The sequence below is a fragment of the Marimonas arenosa genome (assembly GCF_030848945.1).
In the GTDB taxonomy this organism is placed as follows: domain Bacteria; phylum Pseudomonadota; class Alphaproteobacteria; order Rhodobacterales; family Rhodobacteraceae; genus Marimonas; species Marimonas arenosa.
The window spans coordinates 575,545-594,254 of the sequence record NZ_JANHAX010000003.1 but is presented as its reverse complement, the minus strand read 5'-3'; the positions used below and the strand labels follow the sequence as shown (position 1 = coordinate 594,254).

Sequence of the window (18,710 nt, the reverse complement as noted above, 5' to 3'; positions counted from 1 at the left end):
GCCGGAAATCGTCGGCTTTGGCTGATCAGCCCGATCGCAAAGCTCCCAAAAAATAGCCCGCCTTGATTCATTGTCCAGAGCCGCCGTCCCGGCAATGTAGGCCCAGTTTGGGCCTGGCAACGTCTCCACCTCTGGAAACAGAGGACTCCTCGCGGGCGTCAGGTGGCGATCGTGTTGCACGGCTTGAAACAACTGAATTTCCAGACCGATCTTCATCAGTCTGACCTTCAAAACAACAAGAGGGCTTCTGACCGTCCGCGTTCAGGTTAAGGAAGAGCGCCTTGTCCATCCGGGGCGACCGGCTCGGCCACGATTGGCTACAGGTTTGAATCCTGACCCTATGCCTTAAGGATCAGGTCCAGATGGCGTTGAAGGTAAATCTTCAGCCAAGGCGTGAAGATCTCGGGCTGAACCGAAATTTCCGCGGTCAACTCGTCCAGACCGACCCATCGGACATCCATCACTTCGGAGGGGTTTGGCGTGATGTCTATGGCCTCTGTGACGTCTCCCCGAAAAACACTGACGACCTCATGCTCGGTCAATCCCGCCCCGACGTCGGCCCGGTATTCCACCGTGCCGCAGCTCTTGAGGTCAAGCTCGTCGATTCCAAGTTCCTCTTTCAATCGGCGCACCGCGCAAACATGGGACGCTTCTTCCCAGAACGGATGCGTACAGCAGGAATTCGCCCAAAGACCTGGTGTATGATATTTGGTCAGCGCACGCCGTTGGATCAGCGTTTGGTCACCGCGCATGACAAAGACCGAGACGGCCTTATGCCGCAACCCGAGGCGATGTGTTTCCAGCTTGTCAAATGGGGTCAGCCTATTGTCGATCCAGGCGGGAATAAGAGAATCCATCGTCATTTCTGATGTCATTCGGGAGGGTCGTGCAAGAGAAATCCTGCGGGCGACGTAGCTTCTCCGCTTGGCGGTAACGCTGCCGTGGACGCCATTTCAAGCCGTGCAAGACACGCTCACCGCTCCGGGCCCCCGAATACTGATTGTCATTGGGCGCACATTCGGCAATTCTTGATGGTGATACGCATGTTCCAAGGAGGAGAGCAAAGTTGCCGACCTTTGGCGCATCTCAAACTGAGCGGATTGCTGGCGGGCTCTACAATGATATCCTCGCCGGGATTTTGCTCGGTGAATACCCGCCGCAATCTGCGCTACCGGCCGAGAACCGACTGGCCAGCGACTATGGTATTTCACGTGCCGTTGTCCGATCCGCACTGGACCGTCTGAAACGATCCGGTGTCGTCGAATCCCGCCAAGGCTCGGGCACGGTCGTGTCCGAGTTTGACCCGCAGACCCTCGCTCAACTCAATCGCGATGCGCAGTTGCCCGAGTTGAGAGACTGTTTCGAATGCCGCGCGGGCGTTGAGCCTGAAATCGCCGCGATCGTCGCTGCCAATTTGTCCAGGTCGGCTCGCGACTTTTTGGAGGATCAACGCCAGTCCCTCAAAGAAGATGACGAGGGCACGGAATATGAACGTTCCGTCAGCGACGCCCAATTCCATATCTGTCTGGCGGACTTCTCCCGGAACTCGTTTTTTGTCTCGATTATGAACCAGTTGCGACCGCATATGTTGTTTGCCATGAACATCACAAAGACCCTGACGAAGCGCGCGCATGACAACCACGTCAACCTTTCACGGCATGAACACCTTGATGTCATTGACGCGGTTCTGGACCAAGATTCGGAGGCCGCCCGCAAGGCCATGCGCACGCATATCGAGCGCGGCGCGCAGAGAATCTTCGCGGATGAAACCTGAAATTGACGTTACGTCACCTTTGTAGGGGCGGATCAAAATCGCCCGCCACAAGCCGGCAAGCCTTTGAAATTAAGTTATTTTTTGTTGATTTTTCAGATTTGGCGCAAAATTTGTTTCCAAAAACAAATAGGCGCTGCTGGGATGGTGATTATTCTGGGAGCGGTAACAACCAAAAAAATCGCTAAGAACAGGGAGAATAGGAATGGCTTTGAAAAGTTCGTTTTTGATGGGGTTAGCCCTAAGTGCCACGATGGTCGTTGGCGCCCCGACGACGGCACAGGCCGTCGACATCAAGCTTGAGCCCTATGTGACGGGCATCAACACGCCGCTGGCGATGGTTCAACCCGCGGGCGATGATCGGAAGTTCGTGATCGAGCAGTTCGGCAAAGTTCGCGTGATCGACGCCGATGGCAACCTGCTTCCGACACCGTTCCTCGACATCCGCAACAAGATCGTCACTCAATGGCACGACTTCGACGAACGCGGCCTGCTGGGCATCGCGTTCCATCCCGATTTTGCCAACAACGGCAAGTTTTATGTTGCCTACTCGACCACCACAAACTTCCAGGGTGATCTGGCCAAGCTGTTCTGGTGGGATCACACCAATACGGTCGAGGAGTACACCGTTTCGGCCGACGATCCGAACGTGGCCGACATGCATTCAGGCCGGATCATTTCCGAAATCGACTGGCCGCAGTTCAACCACAACGGACACTGGATTGGCTTTGGACCGGATGGAATGCTCTATATTTCCACAGGTGACGGCGGCTATGCCAACGACTGGGGCATCGGCCACAACGTGACCGAAGGCAACGGCCAGGATCTCAGCGTTCTGCACGGTAAGATTCTGCGGATCGACGTCAATGGCTCGTCTGACGGCAAGAACTATGCGATCCCGGCGGACAACCCGTTCGTGGACAATGACGAAGCGGCACCGGAAATCTATGCCTATGGTCTCCGCAATCCGTGGCGCTGCAGCTTTGACATGGGCGGCGAAAATCGCCTGTTCTGTGCCGACGTGCAGCAAAACAGCTTCGAGGAAGTCGATATCATTGCGGCTGGTGACAACATGGGTTGGCGCAAGAAGGAAGCAACGCATTGCTTCAACTATCAGGCGCCCGACGACCACCCGGCCGATTGCGATCAGGCGGGTATGGTCGATCCGATCATGGAGTACCCGAACTGCACCGCCCAGCCGGATGGCTGTAAGGGGATTTCGGTCACCGGTGGTTATGTCTATCGCGGCAGCCACGCTGACTGGGATGGCAAGTACATCTTCGGTGACTGGTCCAAGAGCTTTGCCACCATGGACGGTCAGATCTTTATCGGCACCGAAGCTGACGACGGCACGTGGTCGATGGAAGTCGCCAACGTGACCAACATGGACGGCAGCAAGCCCTACGTTCTGGCCTTTGCCCAGGATGCTGATGGGGAGGTATACGCCCTGACCTCGATCACCACCGGCCCGAACGGCACGCTGGACACGATCTACAAGATCGTTCCCGCCAACTAAGGCGCGGCACACAAAAACGATCGGCGCCGCGAGCTTCTGGCTTGCGGCGCCGGACTGTTACAAGGCTCGAAGAACCGAAAACAACATATTGAGGATCACACATGCTCAAGGCGTTGCCTTTTTTCTTTTCTGTCGCACTCCTGCTGGCAGGAGTATCTGCAGGGCAGGCTCAGGATGCTGACGCGGGCGAAGCGGTATTCAAGAAATGCAAGTCTTGCCATCAGATTGGCGCCGGGGCCAAACACCGGTCCGGCCCGATTCTGACCGGCGTCGTCGGCAGGGCAGCGGCATCTGCGGAAGGTTACAAGTACCGCAAGGATATCCTTGCCGCGTCCGACAAGGGCCTGGTCTGGGATGAGGCATATTTGTCTGAATACCTCGACAACCCGACCGATTTTCTGCGGCGCTATCTGGACAACCCCAAGGCCCGTTCGGCGATGTCGTACAAGCTGAAAAACGAGCAGGACCGGCGCGACGTTATCGCCTATCTCGCCTCGGTGCCGACTGGTCAGCCGGAGGCTTCGGCCAGTGAAGAGACAACGGATGCGCCGGCGGCCCCCAAGAAGAGCATTGAAGAGGTGATCGCGGCTCAAACCTTCTCCGAGGAGTTCTTGGCGAGTGCCGAGAATTTCGAAGCGGGCAAGGAAATCTGGTTTGACCAATGCACCCATTGCCACGGCTACAAGGCCTATCCCGGCAAGGCACCGAAATTGAAACCCGCCAAATACACCCCTGAGTTCGTATTCAAACGTGTCTACAAGGGTTTCAAGAAGATGCCGGCGTGGCACGAGGTCTATTCGGTCGACGAGATACGGCAGATCGTGGCCTATGTGAAAGCCCCCGGATTTTCGCCGTAATGTTCAGAACGGGCTGAAAACGTATTCCGAAGCTCCACAAGACCAGGCAGGTTCGGGCGTTCTCCTGATCGTCGAACGCCCGTTACCCTGGCTGCAAAAACGGTCTCACGAAGAGCCATAGAACCAGCGGGGCTGCCGCCGAGAGCACCATCATCGTCAAAGGCCGGTCAGACCCCAGATACCCGGCGGTCGCAAAGATCAATCCAAGAGGAACGGCGCCGCAAATAAGCGCCACGACATAGCGCCGGACCGGCATGGCCGTGAGGCCCGCCAGAAAGCTGATCGTTTCGGGTAACACCGGCAGCCAGCGCGACCCGGCGACAATCCAGCCGCCCCATTGGTCAAACAGGTATCTGGCCTGCTCAAATCCTTCAGCGCCCGCCAGCATTCGCGCTGTGTCCGGTTTGATCATCCGGCAAATGCCATATCCCAGCAATCCCGCCAGGACCGATCCCGAAACCGAAAGGGCACCGCCGATCCAGGGCCCATAGATAACCCCCAGGGCGGCCATTACGGCTGTGGCTGGAATCGGCAGCGCGATATCCGACGCAATCAGGAGGATTCCCGCCGCCCAGGCCCAGCCGCCAAAGCTGCGCATCCAACCCGCCGCGCCTTGTTCCGATAGCGCGGTTTCGAGGGCACCGCCCCAGATCGCAAACGGAATGATTGTGAACGAGAGCAACAGCAACACGAGTAAGAAAAGGCGCAGCATGCTGGCGTTATTCGATCAGCAATTGCCCTGCCCGCCGTTCACCCGGGGCCTCGATATGGGGTTCGCGACCGCCCCGCAGGACCGAATTGCCTTCGTAAACGGTACGCTGGTCGATCGGCGGCGGATTGAGCCAGTCTTCTTCCTTCATCTGGCCGGATTGGCCATAAGCGTCCAGCGCGTTCTGATAGCAGACCTTGCGCACGGTTTCTTCCGGTACGCCGCTTTCCAACGCCAGTTTCGCGGTTTTGGCCACGCCCAGGCTGTCGGAAATCCCCCAATCGCAGGCGCTGTCGACGATGATGCGCTCGCCGCCATATTGCTTGAGCAACTCCACCATCCGGGCGTTGCCCATCTTGGTCGAAGGGTAAATCGAGAACCCGGCCCAATAGCCGCGCTGCAAGGTTTCGGCGACGGTTTCTTCGTTGTTGTGATCGATGATCACCATCGACGGATCAACACCCATCTCCTCGCACACATCCATCGACAGCGATGTGCCGCGTTTCTTGTCGCGATGCGGCGTGTGGACCATGACCGGAAGATGCAGCTCTTTCGCCAATTCAAGCTGCAGGCGGAAGTATTTGTCCTCCAGCGGGGTCTGCTCGTCATACCCGATCTCGCCGATGGCCACGACGCCCTCTTTCAAGGCGAAACGCGGCAGCCATTCCATGACGCCCTCGGCCAGCTCCTCGTTGTTGGCCTCTTTCGAATTCAGGCCGACCGTACAGTAATGGCGGATGCCGAACTGCCCGGCCCGGAATCTTTCCCAGCCAACGATGGACGACAGATAGTCGACATAAGTGCCGACAAAGGTGCGGGGCTGGCCCAGCCAGAAGGCCGGTTCGATCAGGGCCACGACCCCGGCGGCGGCCATCGCCTCGTAGTCATCGGTGGTGCGCGAGATCATGTGCGCATGCGGGTCAATCAACATCATTGCAGTGCCTCCTCGGTCAGCTTGCCTTCGGCAATCGCGGTCTCAAGCGTCGCCTTGATGGCCGGATCGTTGCGGAACGGTCCTACTGAAATCCAGTGCTCATCGGCCAGCGGCCGCCCGGCGGCCCATCGCTCCTGGGCAAAGTCGACCAGGATACGGGCAAGCTCGGGATTGGCGCGCTCCTTCAGCCCGATGATGGGCGACAGGCGGCTGCCAACGAACAGCGCCTTCAGGATCATGTGATTCCAGCGGTGTTCATCGAAATGATCGCGCGGATAGGGGTTTTGATGGGAAATGGCTTCGAACACCGCCTTGATGTTCGAGCGCAAGCCTTCGCCGACTTCGAAATGCAGCGTCTCGGGTTCGGGATAGAGTGGCAGACCGCGATAAAGTGCGATCAGCTCGGCCATATCCGCGGTCCGGCGCAGGTCTTTGAACCGTTCGGCAAACGGGCGGTTTTTAGCACAACTGAGCAAGGCCAGAACGCGCGCTGCGCCATCGATGCTCCATCCTGCGGGCGACCATCCCGGATGCGCGGCATCTGCCTCGGCCAGGTCCTCGTCCGTTAATACGAGATCGGCCTTCCCAAGCCGTCGCGGGGCAAGCCCCAGAAAAATGTGCAAGTCACGCTCTGACCCACCTTTTTCAATCGTTTCAAGACTTTGCGCAACCCACGCCGCCTCATCCCCAACCTGTTCCAAAACCCAACGCCTCAACAATTCCACTGGTGTTTGAGACACGTTTCTTCCTCCCTGAAACTGTTGTTCTCATCTTACACGGACGGCCACCGATTATGCCAGCCTTTCGGAGGTGCGGTCCTTGATTGTTAACGTCTGATCAAGCTCCTACACTACCCACGATCACATGAGGAAAAGGTACATGCCTGTCTTGCGCTTCGTCCTAGCATTCGTCTGTGTTGCCGCTTTCGGCCAGCACACGGCGGCGCTTGATCTGCGCCAGATCGCGTCGGGCCTGACGGCCCCGATCGGGCTGGCCGATCCCGATGACGGTTCGGGTGAGCTGTATGTGCTGGAACAACACGGGCTGGTGCAGGTCTTGACCGACACGGGATTGCGCGACCGTCCCCTGCTGGACCTCAGCGAGCGCCTGATTGCGCTGGATGACGGCTTTGAAGAACGTGGCTTGCTGGGACTGGCCCTGCACCCGGAGTTTTCAAGCAATGGTCGCCTCTATGTCAGCTATTCCGCCCCGCTTCGCCCGTCCGCTCCGACAGGATGGAATTACACCCGACGCGTTTCGGAACTGACATTGGCGCCTGGCGCCGAACAGATCGACCTTTCCAGCGAACGCGTGCTACTCGAACTCGACTGGCCCAGCCGCAAGCACAATGGCGGCGGGCTGTCTTTCACGCCAGACGGTTATCTTCTGATCGGGCTGGGTGACGGCGGCGGCGCGCATGGTGTCGGGCCCGCTGTGATCTGGTCGGCTTTCGATGTGCCTGCCGATCAACTGTACTGGGATCGCTTGGCGCAGGATGTCACCTCTCTCTTTGGATCGATCCTGCGAATTGATGTCGACAAGGGGTTCCCCGGTTACGGCACGCCGCCGACCAATCCCTTTGTCGGCAAACCGGGGCGCGATGAAATCTACGCCTGGGGGTTTCGCAACCCCTATCGCTTGGGCGTCGACCCGGACACCGGCGCCATTCTTGTCACGGCGGTTGCCGAAACCTTGTGGGAATCGGTCTATATGATCACCGGCGCGGGCAACTTTGGCTGGCCATTGCGTGAGGGGACGCATTGCATCGACCGGACCCGGCCCCGCGATCCGCCCGAGCACTGCTCCCGGTACGGCCCCAACGGGTATCGCATCGAGGATCCGGTGATCGAGTATCCCAACATGCAGGTCGCGCATCCCGGAACCAATGTCGACGCAACCGGTATCGGTACGGCCGTGGTCGGTGCCCGCCTGTATCGCGGCAAGGCAATTCCCGAACTGGAAGGAAAGCTGATCTTTGCGGATTGGAGCGCCGATTTCATGGCGCCCTCGGGCCAGCTTTTCGTGGCCCAGCCGGCGCCGAAATTCGGAGACGTCTGGCCTTTCGAATACCTTGCCGGGCTTGAAACCCGTATCGTCAGCCTTGATACCGATGCGGCGGGCGAGCTTTACGTGCTGACCAATGACCAGCTTGGCCCCTATGGCTCGACCGGAAAGATTTTCAAACTTGTTCCCTGATCCAACCAGCCCCCGCGAGGCGCCTTGATGCAAAAAACGCTTGTAATCCTTGTCGTCGGTCTGGCCCCGCATCTGGTGGGGCCGCACACGCCAAATCTGGCAAGGCTGGCACAACGCGGCGGGCTGCGCCCGCTGAATACCGTCACCCCGGCGGTGACCTGCACGGCACAATCGACGCTGCTCACCGGGTTGCCCCCTTCGGGTCACGGGGCGGTGGCCAATGGCTGGTATTTCCGTGACCTGTCAGAGATTCTGCTCTGGCGGCAACCCAACCAACTTGTTGCGGGTGAAAAGATCTGGGATGCGGGTAAGGCGCGCAACCCGGACTTCACCTGCGCCAAGATGTTCTGGTGGTACAACATGTATTCGACCGCCGATTGGTCTGCCACGCCGCGCCCGATGTACCCCGCCGACGGCCGGAAGATCCCCGATCACTATGCCCATCCGGCTGAACTGCACGACGAGCTTGACGCCAAGCTTGGTCAATTTCCTTTGTTCAAGTTCTGGGGCCCGGTGGCCGATATCACCTCGTCGGAGTGGATCGCAAAGTCGACGCTTCACGTGATGGAAACCCGCGATCCGACGCTGACGCTGACATATCTTCCGCATCTCGATTACAACCTGCAGCGGCTTGGCCCCGATCTGGAGCACCCCCGCCTGCAGCAGGACCTGCGCGAGATCGACGATCTGTGCGGCGAATTGATCGAATTTGCCGACAACACCGGGCGCCGCGTCGTGGTGGTCTCCGAATACGGGATCACCCAGGCCACCGACGCCATCCACATCAACCGCGCCTTGCGCGAGGCCGGGCTGTTGGCGGTACGGCCCGAGGAATTCGGACGTGAAATCCTTGATGCCGGGGCGTCCGAGGCCTTCGCCATGGCCGACCACCAGATCGCCCATATCTACGTCAAGAACCCCGACCGTATCGCCGAGGTTTCGCGTCTTGTGGCCGGTCTTGATGGTGTTGAAAGCGTCTGGGACGAGGAAGGCAAGCGGGCCAACGGGCTGGATCATCCGCGCTCGGGTGAACTGGTTGCCGTCAGCGAAGCGGATCGTTGGTTCAGCTATTACTACTGGCTGGACGACGACAAGGCGCCCGATTTTGCGCGCACCGTCGATATCCACCGCAAGCCCGGCTATGACCCGGTCGAGCTGTTTGTCGATCCCGAAATCCGCTTCCCGATGCTGGCAACGGGGTGGAAGCTGGCCAAGCGGAAACTGGGACAGCGTCAGTTGATGGACGTGATTTCGCTGAAGGATACCAAGCTGGTCAAAGGCACCCATGGGCGGCTCACAGATAACCCCGACCATGGCCCGCTGGTGATCTCGTCAGAGGCCGGCCTGCTGCCTGAAGGGGCGGTTGACGCGACCGATTTCAAGGCGCTGGTTCTGGATCACGTCTTTCGCTGATCGGCTTCAGGTGCCCGACACGACGCGCTGCAGGTAAAGCGTCAGGGCAAACCCGGCCACGGCCAGCAAGGCCAGAGCCGTGTATCCGGCGCCGGCGATCAGCGTGGCATCGTAAAGCGACATGCCAGCGATCATGGTGACGACGGCCTTTGGCACGTCGCCCTTGGCGCGCCGGAACAGTAACCGCAGGGCCAGCAATACCACCGCCAACAGCCCGGCCCAGATCAGCAGCGCCACAATGTCAGCGGATGTTTGCGTCAGCGCATAGATCACCGGCAGCGCCAGAACAGCCAGCGGCCAGGCCCGGTCGAGCCGGTCATAGGCTTCCTGCTTGGCGGCATAGGTCAACCCGGCGGTATAGGCCAGAAGACCAAGCGCGCCCAGAATGACCCACCCGGTGACTGCGCCCACCGCCAGTGCGGCCAAGACATAACAGAAAAACCGCGTGCCGCCCATGATGACGGGGCTCAGGACCGTGCGCTTGTGAAGCCAGTCATAAAGGACTACCAGCGCCGCCAGGCAAAGCCCCGCCAATCCGGCCGCGACGCCCATCGCAAAGGCCAGCACAATCCCAAGACCCAGCATTGCAAAACCGCCGGCAAAGACCGTCCCCACCGCAACTTCGCCCATGGGGATCGGCCGGTTGGCCTTTTCCCGGGCGTCGATCTCGGCGTCGAAAGCATCGTTCAGCCACATGCCGCCGACGTAAAACAGCGTCAGAGCCACGGCGACGATCACAATCGTCCCAAACGATGGCAGTCCCGCCAAAACCGCCCCGGCAATGGCGTTGGTCCAGACGGTGGGCAGATTGGACACCCGTCCGAGCTTGAGAAATGTCTGATATGTCATCCCGTGATCCGATCCAAAACCCATTTTATCTCGCGGCTGATGTCCTGATCGACCGTCTCTCCCCGAAGCTCACGTGGCAGCACATCCCATGTGTACGTTTCGATTTCCAAGTGCGGCGAGATGGGATTTTTTCGATGCAGCGTCAGGAGCTCATCAAGAAAATCGCGGGTCGAGGAAAATGCGCCAAGATCGCGAATGAAGACCGGCACATGAAAATGGACGCGCCATTCCTCGCCATCCGCGGCATCACCCAGGGCAAGCGCCTCGGGCAGATCGACGGTGCTTTCTAAACCGCTTGCCGTGCGGCGGATCACCTGATGCAGATAGGTCGGCTCATCGAATGCGGCCAGTGCGGCGCGTTGTTCAGGCCCGACCGACGCCACCCGCAGTGCCGCGCTGAGTTGCAGTTTATGCACCGGTATTCCGGCCTGCCGCAGGGCCGCGATACTGCCCGCCGGGTTTTCGTACTCGACCGCCGCATGGCAGACGTCATAGCACAGCCCAAGATGACGCGGCAGGGCTTCAGCAGCTTGCGCAGGTGTTGTTCCGGTAAGTTCGGCCAGCCGCGAAACCGCCTCCTGGCTGAACAGGTAGTCGCGAAAATAGTCGACCGTTTCGGCAATTGTTTCCAGGAAACAGAACGGCTCGGGCTCGATCGCCAGTGCGACCGTCACCCTGGTCCGTTCCTGCAACCTGACCAGATGTGCCACCGATTGCAGGTAGTTCTCGGCCATCAGCGCCTCGGCCCCGGCGCCAAGCGGCTTGAACGTGCCCGGCACCGTGCTGAGGCTGACAAACTCGCCCGCCGGGACAAGCTCGGCCATCAGGTCCGCCAGGTCATTCGTATATTGCACACGCGTGTCGCTGCGCCAATCCGGCTGGTACACCTCTTCCTTCACCCGCGTCCCATGGAACCGGCCATAGGGAAACCCGTTGACGGTGATGCCGCGCAACCCGTTGTCATCCAGGATCGCCCTGAGTTCGCGGCGTTTGGCGGGATCGGCCAGTTCATCCAGCGCTTCACCGGAGAACCGCAATCCGATGGCAAATGGTGCATCGGGCGACACCGCGGCCTTTACAGCAGCCGCCGGACCAGTCAGTGCCGCTTTGACCTCGCTGAACGTCTGGGTTGGGTGAATATTAAGGCAATAGGTCAGATGACCCAGCGATCCAGGCAATTGCATCAGGTCGGGTTCCGCGCCTTTAGCCAATCCATCGCCTGCCGCACCAGATCACCGTCCATCTCGTGAACTTCGTGCCCGTGGCCCAACCCTTTCAGAAGGGTGATCGTCAACTCGCCGCCAAGATGCTCCTGAAATTCCTGCAACCCGGTCAGAATTGAAAGCCTGCCATCGGCGTCGCGGCTTTCCAGCGCCGGGTGCCAGATTCGCAGGCCGAGGTTTTCAAGCAGCACGACGATGCGCTCATCATCGCCCTCGGGCAACAGGCCTGCCAGCACCGAATAGCGCGCGTCCAGGGCGATACCAATGGCCACCGCTTCGCCGTGGCGGACATGGTGATTGGTCATCGCCTCGAGCTTGTGCGCCGACCAATGGCCAAAATCCAGCGGCCGCGCGGAGCCCATTTCGAAGGGGTCGCCGCCATGAGCAATCTGATGCATGTGCAGCTCAGCCGAGCGGCGCACCATATATTCCTCGGCCTGTGGCGCAAAGGTCGCCAGATCATCGACATTCTTTTCCAGCCAGTCATAGAACTCGGGGTCCCGGATCAGGGCCACTTTCACCGCTTCGGAAACTCCGGCGATGCGTTCGCGGACCGGCAAACGGTCGAGGAAATCAAAGTCGTTCAGAACAGCCCAGGGCGGCGCAAACGTGCCCACATAGTTTTTGACACCCTTGAAGTTCACGGCATTCTTTACACCCACTCCGCTGTCGTTCTGCGAAAGAACCGTGGTTGGAAGGCGAATGTGCCGCAGCCCTCTGTGCGATGTTGCCGCCGCCAGGCCGACCGCATCCAGAACAGCGCCGCCACCGATCGCGATGACATAGGAATGCCGGTCAATCGCATGGGTGTGAATAGCGGACTGAACCCGCTCGACATGGGCAAGGTCCTTTTTGACAATCTCCCCGCCAGGGACGGTCATGGGCTGATCTATCAGCGTGAGTTTGCCTTGATGGACGTCGAAATAGCGTCTTATCCTCGCGTCAAGCTCGGGGCCGGCCAGCCCCTCGTCAACGACGAAAAAACAGCGGTGGTTTTTGTCGCGCTCTTCTCGCGCGACCATCTGATAAAAAAGCGAATTACCGGGGTCGAACACATCACGCAGAAAAGCGACCGGGTATTCATAGGGAACCGAAAACCGTTGCCAGTGCACCTTGTTCATCTGATCAGGCGCCGCGGTATCGATGGTTTTCAGACGCATGGTGATCCCTCCTGCCGGCGCCGGTGCCATGACGGACTTGTTGACGCAGGGTAAAACAGGAGCCTAGGATGCACACGGTTTTTTCTCAACCCCGAAGCGAGGCATCCGATGAGAGTCATTTCCGCGGTATTCTGCATTCTGATGGTGTTGTTTGCAGCAGTTCAATACAATGATCCGGACGCACTATTCTGGGGCGTGATATATGGTGTCGCCGCGATTTGGTGCGGTCTCGCGGCGTTTCGTCCCGCATCCGTGTCTGGGGCGGCAAAGACGTTGCTCGTGGTCTGCCTTGCCATCGCCGTATTCGGAGTCGTGTGGTTCTGGCCGCAAACGCCCGGGTTCTGGCGGCAAGAGGTCTGGTGGAACACCGAAACCGCACGCGAGGGGATGGGCATGGCGATTACCCTGGCCGCCCTTGGGGTGGCTTGGTTGGCCGTGAGAAGGGGCTCCGCACAAGCTTGACTGCTCCCGGCGACGTGAGCCTTGTCGACCCAGGTCGACCATGCTGAGAAATAACCGGAAGTTTCCGGCTCCAAGTGGCAGAAGGTTGGGCGGCAGAGCAAATTCCATGTCGGCACGACGCATGACAGCCTTGCCGCCGAAAACGTATCGGGCCGAGCCTTTGTCAGCCGCCTGGCCGATTTCGAGGCGCAGGGGTTGGTAGCGGCCAACTGACGGTCGCGGACCGGCACAGCCTCGAGTGGATTGCCGAAGATTCTCGGCGACAGTGCCACCGGCAGGCTGCGTGCAGCATGTGAAAATGCGCCTATCGCGCACCCTCTCAGAGGCACTAAATGACTCGCAACGAAGGATACTTCGACCGGATTCTGCGTATCGTCCTGGGCCTTGTGTTGATCGCGCTGGTTTTGTAGGCCCGGCAACGCCTTGGGGCTGGGTCGGGCTTGTCCCGCTGGTAATCGGCCTGATCGGCTCTTGTCCGCTCTATGCCGTTCTGGGTATCCGCACATGCCTTTTGTCCAAGGACTCGTGACCGGGGGTCAGCCAAAAAAATGTGGCCGGCCCGGGCAGTGCTGCCCGGGCCGATTGTGTCTGGCGCCGCTCAATCCGCGGCGAAGCAATAGAAATAGCCGTTGCCGCCGGTCGAACGAAGCGCCTCAGCCCCGCAGCCCCGGCTGTCATGCGCCGCGTTCCACGAGGTGTTGCCGCCGCCATGCCGGTCGTGGTGGCCAACGGTTGCTGAGCCTTCGCCGTTCGAGGTCCAGTTCGAGCAGGTCTTGTCACCCTCCTGCCACGGGAAATAGGCGGTGCCGTCGGCCATCGACCCGGTCAGAATATCGTGCTCGTTTGGATTGTCGCCCCGGCCCTTGATCCGGTTGCCGTTTTCATCGACCGCAGTGCGGGCCACGATATTGGGAAACAGGTGCAGCTGATCGAGATCGACGGCGATCAACTCGCCGTTGGCGTTGTACCACGGCCCGGTTCCGATGCGTGAACGTGCCGAGATGCCCCGTTTACCCTCTTCCTGCGTGCTGAGATAGGCCCGCCAAGTCCGGCCGGTCGACCCTGCCGCTTCGGCCAGCTTGGCGCAATGCGCATCGGCCCCCTCCAGCCCCCCCAGATTGGCACCATCGCCCATGCCGACGGATGTCACGAAAAAGCCCATTGGCGGATCCTCGGCCACGGCGGGCGAGGCCAGCGCGCCCAGTGCGGCGCAAATGGTAAGTGTCAAAAGATGTTTCATGGTTTCCTCCCTTGGCTGCAGTAACAAAACGCGGTTCAGCGTCGGTTTTTCATTGCTCATAACACAGCGGTCGCCCTGACTCCGCTCGCGGCCTGTGTCATCAAAACTCGAAACGCACCCCGAAATCAGCTGTAACGTTCCCCATGTCCGAGGCGATACCCGTCTCCAAAAAGGCGCTGCTGCCCAGATCATGGGCAATCCCCACGCCATATTGCTCTCGCCCATTGTCCACCGAAGCCGAAGCCAGAAGCGACGTTGTCTCCGACCCCTCCCACAGTGCCGAGGCGCCAAAGACATTCCCCGCCTGCTCACGGGCGGAAAACAGGCTCGCCTCACCCCACTCGAAGCGATGACGATAGACAAGCACGACAAGGTCATCATCTGCCGCCCGATCCGACACCTGATACCCGATCGCGAGCCCTCCCGGCCCGGCGAAATATGCGACATGACCAGCAGTGCGCCGCACGCCCCCTGTATTCGAATGCGATAGCGAAACTTGCACCTGCCCCTGCGAATAGCGCACGGCGACGCCGTTTCTGCCCGGTCCGGTATTGTCATACTCGTCGAAATCGGCCCGCAGCGCAGCGGTCTGACCGGTCAGATCGGTTAGGCCCGGTTCGACTCCGGAAAGCCCCGGCATCGAATCTATCGCGCCCGCGACGTTGCCCAATTGCAGGCGCAGGGGACCCGAACGCAGGCCAAACCTCGCCCCGTTGAAAGTGGCCAGCCCCCCGTTGTCGGCCTGCACCCGAAGACGAAAAGACAGCTCTATTCCGTTGTCGGTCTGAGTTTCCCCGTCCAGCGTCAATCGCAGTCGCGAGGTGGTGTTCGTTTTGTCCGTCGCGTCGTCGTAAAGGGCGCCGAACCAGCCATAACCGTCAAAGCGAAGGTCTGCCATGGCAGGCGCGGCCAGACTCCCGCCGATCACGACGGCCAGGAACGTTTTCTTCATCTTTTCGCCCCGTTTCCCCCGGTCTGATTGCTCCGTGCCGGGATGGCCCGCCCAGTGTATTCCGCGCGGGCGGTGTGGGGATCAGACCAAAGTCTGAGGTATTCCTGCCTACACCGCGCGGGCCAGCGCATGGGGTTGCACAGCAAGCGCGGTCCCTTCGATCAGGCGCAACCGCCGCATCGTCGGCATGAAACGGTTCCAGCGTGTCACGGCACCCAAAGCGGCCATGCCAATGCAGTATTTCGAACATTTCTTGGTCGGCCGGGCATGTACGGCACGCAGCACTTTGTCGGCAAAGCCACGCCCGAGCGCCGATTTCGTCTCGACGATGAAAACGTCCTTCGGGGCGTCCAGCATCTTGCCCGTGTTGCGAAAACTCAGCTTGCCATCGATCGTCATCCGCTCACCGCCCCGTTTCGCCACGAGCGTGATCCGCTGATACTGGATATCCAGTGAGGGACGCAGATCATAGTCGAACGCCTTGCCATAGTGGCCGGAATAGATGCCGGCGGCAAAAGCATGCGCCTCGGGCGTCAACGCACCCAGTTGGGCCGGATTATAAGGCTGTCGGTTCTTGATCGTCATTCCCCGCAGGCCTTTGACCTTGACTTCGAGAAAACACAGCCCGGCATCGGAATAACGCCGCACGCGCACCTTGAAGCCTTTGCGCAGCCCCTGGTGATGTTCGTAATAGGCGCTGCAATCGGGATCGTCGAAATAGCGCGTGTCATAGGTAAAAGCGCGGCGGTCCTCGATTTCGAGGATATCGAACTCGTCCATAAGCGCGGGCAGGATGCTTTCCAGTTCCCAGCGGTCGACCACGTATTTGTTGTCGATGCGCGACATCATCTCGGCCTTGCCGTTGAGCTCATCGAGGGAAATCGAGGCGAAGCCGCCAGTCAGCCAGCGCAGTTCGCTGTCCTGGCAATAGAGTTTCATCATGTTCATCGGACGGCTCCTCAGCTGCGGTAAAAGACGTTGATGCGCGCCATGTCGTTGACGTAGTTCAACTCGACAATCTGGAAGGTCATCACATCGACCCCAAGCCGGTCGGACAGCATACGGCGCGTCTTTTCAGAGTCCGACAGGATCTCGGGGTCGATGGCGTCCAGCGTCAGCTTGGCTCCGTGAGCGGATTTGAGCATGCTGGGATGATCCAGCACCCAGGCTGCAAGCAGGACGAAGGCGGTGATCAGGAAGACCATCAAAAGGCTGGTGCCCACGACCGAACAGATCACGGCGATGGCGATGGCGCCGAAGAAATAGGCGATCTCGATCTTCTCGATCTGTTCCGAGCGCAAGCTGAACAGCGCCAGGATCGCGAACAGGCCGAACCCGGCAGCGACCGAGAACTCGACGCTGGACAGGATGGTCAGCACGGCAAAGGCGAAGATGTTGAACATCGAGGCGGTCGTGGCCAGTTCGCGGTCACGATAACGGCGGTAAAACAAACCGAAGATCAGTATGCTCATCGCGGCAACATCGATCATGAACCTGGCGATCAGCTCCGCCACCGGAGCGAGGTATTCAAACATGGAGTGCCTTTCCCTTATTGTGTCCGATGGGGTAAACGGGCTGGCCGTGTTACAAACCTGTCATGTCACTGTCACAAATTACCGCGACCTGAGCCGGTCCGAGGTCGGTCGGTTTCTAGGACCAACGTCCGAAGCGTTTTCGGGACAATGTCCGAGGCCCTCCGGAAACAAGTGATTGGGGAAGGGTGACACCGGCTAAAGGGGGCCGTGTGTCTATGCTCGAAATTCTCGGGGAACAAACATCCCCGCTTGTCGTTGCTTGCCTTGGCATGCGCTACGTTGGCTATTGCTTTCTGGTAACGAGAGACGGTTGTCGCAAAGTGCGGCAATTCGACTAAACGGCGCTGCGCCAGCCCTAAGGAACAACTGATCTGGTCAGAAAGCGACCAGAAACGAGACCTTCATGGCTTCCCTGATCGATAACGCATCCGGAAAAAACCACGATGAAAAGATGATTTCATGTTGCGGAAAAGTGAACGTCAATTTGAGTTTTCACAATCACATCCTCGACAAATCCACGAAGCCGGATCGACCATATCGGCACAAGACAGATCGGGCGCAGTAGACGGGAAATCTGGAATCCCCAATCAGCGCAAACCTGGATGCCCGGTTCGGCAGTTTCTAACGCGGTACCGCACCTGATTTCTTCAAGCGTTAGCGCCGCACAGGACATTCTGCACTTGCATTCTTGGCGCCCGCTGAAGTCCAGCGAGAAATGACGATGTCGCGACACCGCTTTCCGTCCTCTTGTTATTGGTCGGCACCGGTGGTGTCAGAGGCCGAATTGCCTTGTTGCGGGGCGTCTGCCCCAAGCGTTTCCAGCCAGGCGGCAATCAGGTCCGCGTGCACTGCCCGGTTGGTTTCCCACGCCTCGCCATCCTGAAAGCCAAAATGGTGAAGCCCGACCAATGCGCCATGCGCATCGAACACGGGCGCGCCGGAAGAACCGCCGGCCGTGTCGCAAGTATGAGTGAAATCGGTCGCTTGCGCCCGGCCATCGACCCGGATCTCGCCGGCCGCGCAATCGAGGATCGATATCTGCTTGGGCTGCGAACCGGGATGCTGGACAATGACCATCGGGGTTGCGACGCTCGCGGCGTTCGCGGCAACGCTTATTTGGCCAAAATCCGGCCCCGGCGCACGATCCAGCTTCACCACGCTGGCATCGAGCGCCACGTTCAGAAACCGCTCTTCGACCTGTTTGCAGCCGACCTGAGGGCCGATCTGCAACTGTCCGCCGGCATCGAACTCGAAGCCGAAGACCGCCGTCATCGTGCGGCAGGTCTCGGCATTGTTAATGCAATGCTCGTTGGTCAGCAACAGATCCGGCCCGATCAGAAAGCCCGAACAGGTCCGCGCAAAACCGCCCTGAATGAAGGACAGGAAAGCCACCGGCGCGCCGAGCCCGCGCAGGTTTTCCGGCACGGCTGCGGCGTTGATCGGGGTCAGCTGGTTCTCGCCATAGACCGAATAGGGGGTGACCTTGCTGCTCTGCATCGCGATGCTGTCGATGACAAGCACGCTCTCAACCGCAACCGCGGCATCCGCGATCAGCGCCATCCGCACCCGGCCAAAGGGCATTAGCTGCGTCCACAGCCCTTCCGCGCCGATTGTCTCCAGCGCGATCTCGGCCTGCTGACCCAGCGCGCCGACCAGCAGCAGCCGGGCGCCGGGCGGAAAGGCTGGCCCCTCGACCCGCAGCAGAAGCCGGATATAGTCCGACCCCGCCACGCTGATCTCGTCGGTCCAGAGCACGCCGTCCCCGTCACTGCGAACCTGCGCATCGATCCGGATGTCGCGCGCCTCGACCTGGCCATCGACAAAAGCCTCCAGCACCGGCGCATCCTGGGCGGCAAGCGATGATGCCACAAGGGCCAGCATGACGGCCAGCGC

18 protein-coding genes and 1 pseudogene are annotated in these 18,710 nt (G+C 59.8%); 7 read left to right on the top strand and 12 right to left on the bottom strand.

Annotation, left to right across the window (positions count from 1 at the left end; genetic code table 11):
• Positions 1-338 precede the first annotated feature (338 nt).
• A complete protein-coding gene (idi, locus tag NO357_RS13065; RefSeq protein WP_306736194.1) occupies positions 339-857 on the bottom strand; it encodes an isopentenyl-diphosphate Delta-isomerase in 519 nt (172 codons plus the stop codon).
• Positions 858-1,066: 209 nt separating this feature from the next.
• Between idi and NO357_RS13060 the strand changes: the two genes are divergently transcribed.
• The 3 genes from NO357_RS13060 (at position 1,067) to NO357_RS13050 (ending at position 4,144) form a co-directional block, all read left to right on the top strand.
• Positions 1,067-1,774 carry a FadR/GntR family transcriptional regulator gene (locus NO357_RS13060; protein ID WP_306736114.1) on the top strand — a complete coding sequence of 236 codons (708 nt, stop codon included), beginning with the start codon at positions 1,067-1,069 and terminating at the stop codon, positions 1,772-1,774.
• A 202-nt stretch (positions 1,775-1,976) separates the two neighbouring features.
• A complete protein-coding gene (locus tag NO357_RS13055) occupies positions 1,977-3,287 on the top strand; it encodes a PQQ-dependent sugar dehydrogenase (RefSeq protein WP_306736113.1) in 1,311 nt (436 codons plus the stop codon).
• Between the two features lie 101 nt (positions 3,288-3,388).
• Positions 3,389-4,144 (top strand): c-type cytochrome, encoded by a 756-nt coding sequence (locus NO357_RS13050; RefSeq protein WP_306736112.1) that lies wholly within the window; start codon positions 3,389-3,391, stop codon positions 4,142-4,144.
• 82 nt (positions 4,145-4,226) lie between these two features.
• Here the strand turns inward: NO357_RS13050 and NO357_RS13045 are convergent, their stop codons facing one another.
• Genes NO357_RS13045 through NO357_RS13035 form a run of 3 tightly spaced genes read right to left on the bottom strand, consistent with a single transcriptional unit; the run spans position 4,227 to position 6,512 of the window.
• Positions 4,227-4,856: a TVP38/TMEM64 family protein gene (locus NO357_RS13045; protein ID WP_306736111.1), complete on the bottom strand. Its 630-nt coding sequence runs from the start codon at positions 4,854-4,856 to the stop codon at positions 4,227-4,229.
• A gap of 7 nt (positions 4,857-4,863) precedes the next feature.
• Positions 4,864-5,787: a TatD family hydrolase gene (locus tag NO357_RS13040; RefSeq protein ID WP_306736110.1), complete on the bottom strand. Its 924-nt coding sequence runs from the start codon at positions 5,785-5,787 to the stop codon at positions 4,864-4,866.
• Complete coding sequence (locus NO357_RS13035) at positions 5,784-6,512, bottom strand: EboA domain-containing protein (protein ID WP_512699423.1); 729 nt, start codon at positions 6,510-6,512, stop codon at positions 5,784-5,786. The genes NO357_RS13040 and NO357_RS13035 overlap by 4 nt, the downstream gene beginning before the upstream one ends.
• A 154-nt stretch (positions 6,513-6,666) precedes the next feature.
• Here NO357_RS13035 and NO357_RS13030 point away from each other — a divergent pair, with 154 nt between their 5' ends.
• Positions 6,667-7,983 carry a PQQ-dependent sugar dehydrogenase gene (locus NO357_RS13030; protein ID WP_306736108.1) on the top strand — a complete coding sequence of 439 codons (1,317 nt, stop codon included), beginning with the start codon at positions 6,667-6,669 and terminating at the stop codon, positions 7,981-7,983.
• Positions 7,984-8,010: 27 nt separating this feature from the next.
• Positions 8,011-9,396 (top strand): alkaline phosphatase family protein, encoded by a 1,386-nt coding sequence (locus NO357_RS13025; RefSeq protein WP_306736107.1) that lies wholly within the window; start codon positions 8,011-8,013, stop codon positions 9,394-9,396.
• A 6-nt stretch (positions 9,397-9,402) separates the two neighbouring features.
• On the opposite strand, the gene NO357_RS13020 is transcribed toward NO357_RS13025, so the two are convergent.
• The 3 genes from NO357_RS13020 to NO357_RS13010 are packed head-to-tail and all read right to left on the bottom strand — an operon-like array spanning position 9,403 to position 12,628.
• Positions 9,403-10,245 carry a UbiA family prenyltransferase gene (locus tag NO357_RS13020; protein WP_306736106.1) on the bottom strand — a complete coding sequence of 281 codons (843 nt, stop codon included), beginning with the start codon at positions 10,243-10,245 and terminating at the stop codon, positions 9,403-9,405.
• A complete protein-coding gene (gene eboE, locus NO357_RS13015; protein WP_306736105.1) occupies positions 10,242-11,429 on the bottom strand; it encodes a metabolite traffic protein EboE in 1,188 nt (395 codons plus the stop codon). Before eboE ends, NO357_RS13020 begins: the two co-directional genes overlap by 4 nt.
• On the bottom strand, positions 11,429-12,628 hold the full coding sequence (locus NO357_RS13010) for a 3-dehydroquinate synthase (RefSeq protein ID WP_306736104.1): 1,200 nt from the start codon (positions 12,626-12,628) through the stop codon (positions 11,429-11,431). The genes eboE and NO357_RS13010 overlap by 1 nt, the downstream gene beginning before the upstream one ends.
• Before the next feature lie 108 nt (positions 12,629-12,736).
• On the opposite strand from NO357_RS13010, the gene NO357_RS13005 reads away from it, so the two are divergent.
• A complete protein-coding gene (locus NO357_RS13005) occupies positions 12,737-13,090 on the top strand; it encodes a transmembrane 220 family protein (protein ID WP_306736103.1) in 354 nt (117 codons plus the stop codon).
• 332 nt (positions 13,091-13,422) lie between these two features.
• Positions 13,423-13,619: pseudogene (locus tag NO357_RS13000) on the top strand (YgaP family membrane protein).
• Between the two features lie 69 nt (positions 13,620-13,688).
• On the opposite strand, the gene NO357_RS12995 reads toward NO357_RS13000, so the two are convergent.
• The 5 genes from NO357_RS12995 to NO357_RS12975 all read right to left on the bottom strand — a co-directional run bounded on the left by NO357_RS12995 (position 13,689) and on the right by NO357_RS12975 (position 18,698).
• Positions 13,689-14,330 (bottom strand): hypothetical protein, encoded by a 642-nt coding sequence (locus NO357_RS12995; protein ID WP_306736102.1) that lies wholly within the window; start codon positions 14,328-14,330, stop codon positions 13,689-13,691.
• A gap of 100 nt (positions 14,331-14,430) precedes the next feature.
• On the bottom strand, positions 14,431-15,282 hold the full coding sequence (locus tag NO357_RS12990; protein ID WP_306736101.1) for a porin: 852 nt from the start codon (positions 15,280-15,282) through the stop codon (positions 14,431-14,433).
• A 108-nt stretch (positions 15,283-15,390) separates the two neighbouring features.
• Positions 15,391-16,230, bottom strand: a complete 840-nt coding sequence (locus NO357_RS12985; RefSeq protein WP_306736100.1) for a polyphosphate polymerase domain-containing protein — start codon at positions 16,228-16,230, stop codon at positions 15,391-15,393.
• Positions 16,231-16,241: 11 nt separating this feature from the next.
• The gene (locus NO357_RS12980; RefSeq protein ID WP_306736099.1) at positions 16,242-16,817 is read right to left on the bottom strand and encodes a DUF4956 domain-containing protein; all 576 of its coding nucleotides are present in this window, start codon (positions 16,815-16,817) and stop codon (positions 16,242-16,244) included.
• A 750-nt stretch (positions 16,818-17,567) separates the two neighbouring features.
• Positions 17,568-18,698 carry a trypsin-like serine peptidase gene (locus NO357_RS12975; protein ID WP_306736098.1) on the bottom strand — a complete coding sequence of 377 codons (1,131 nt, stop codon included), beginning with the start codon at positions 18,696-18,698 and terminating at the stop codon, positions 17,568-17,570.
• Positions 18,699-18,710 lie beyond the last annotated feature (12 nt).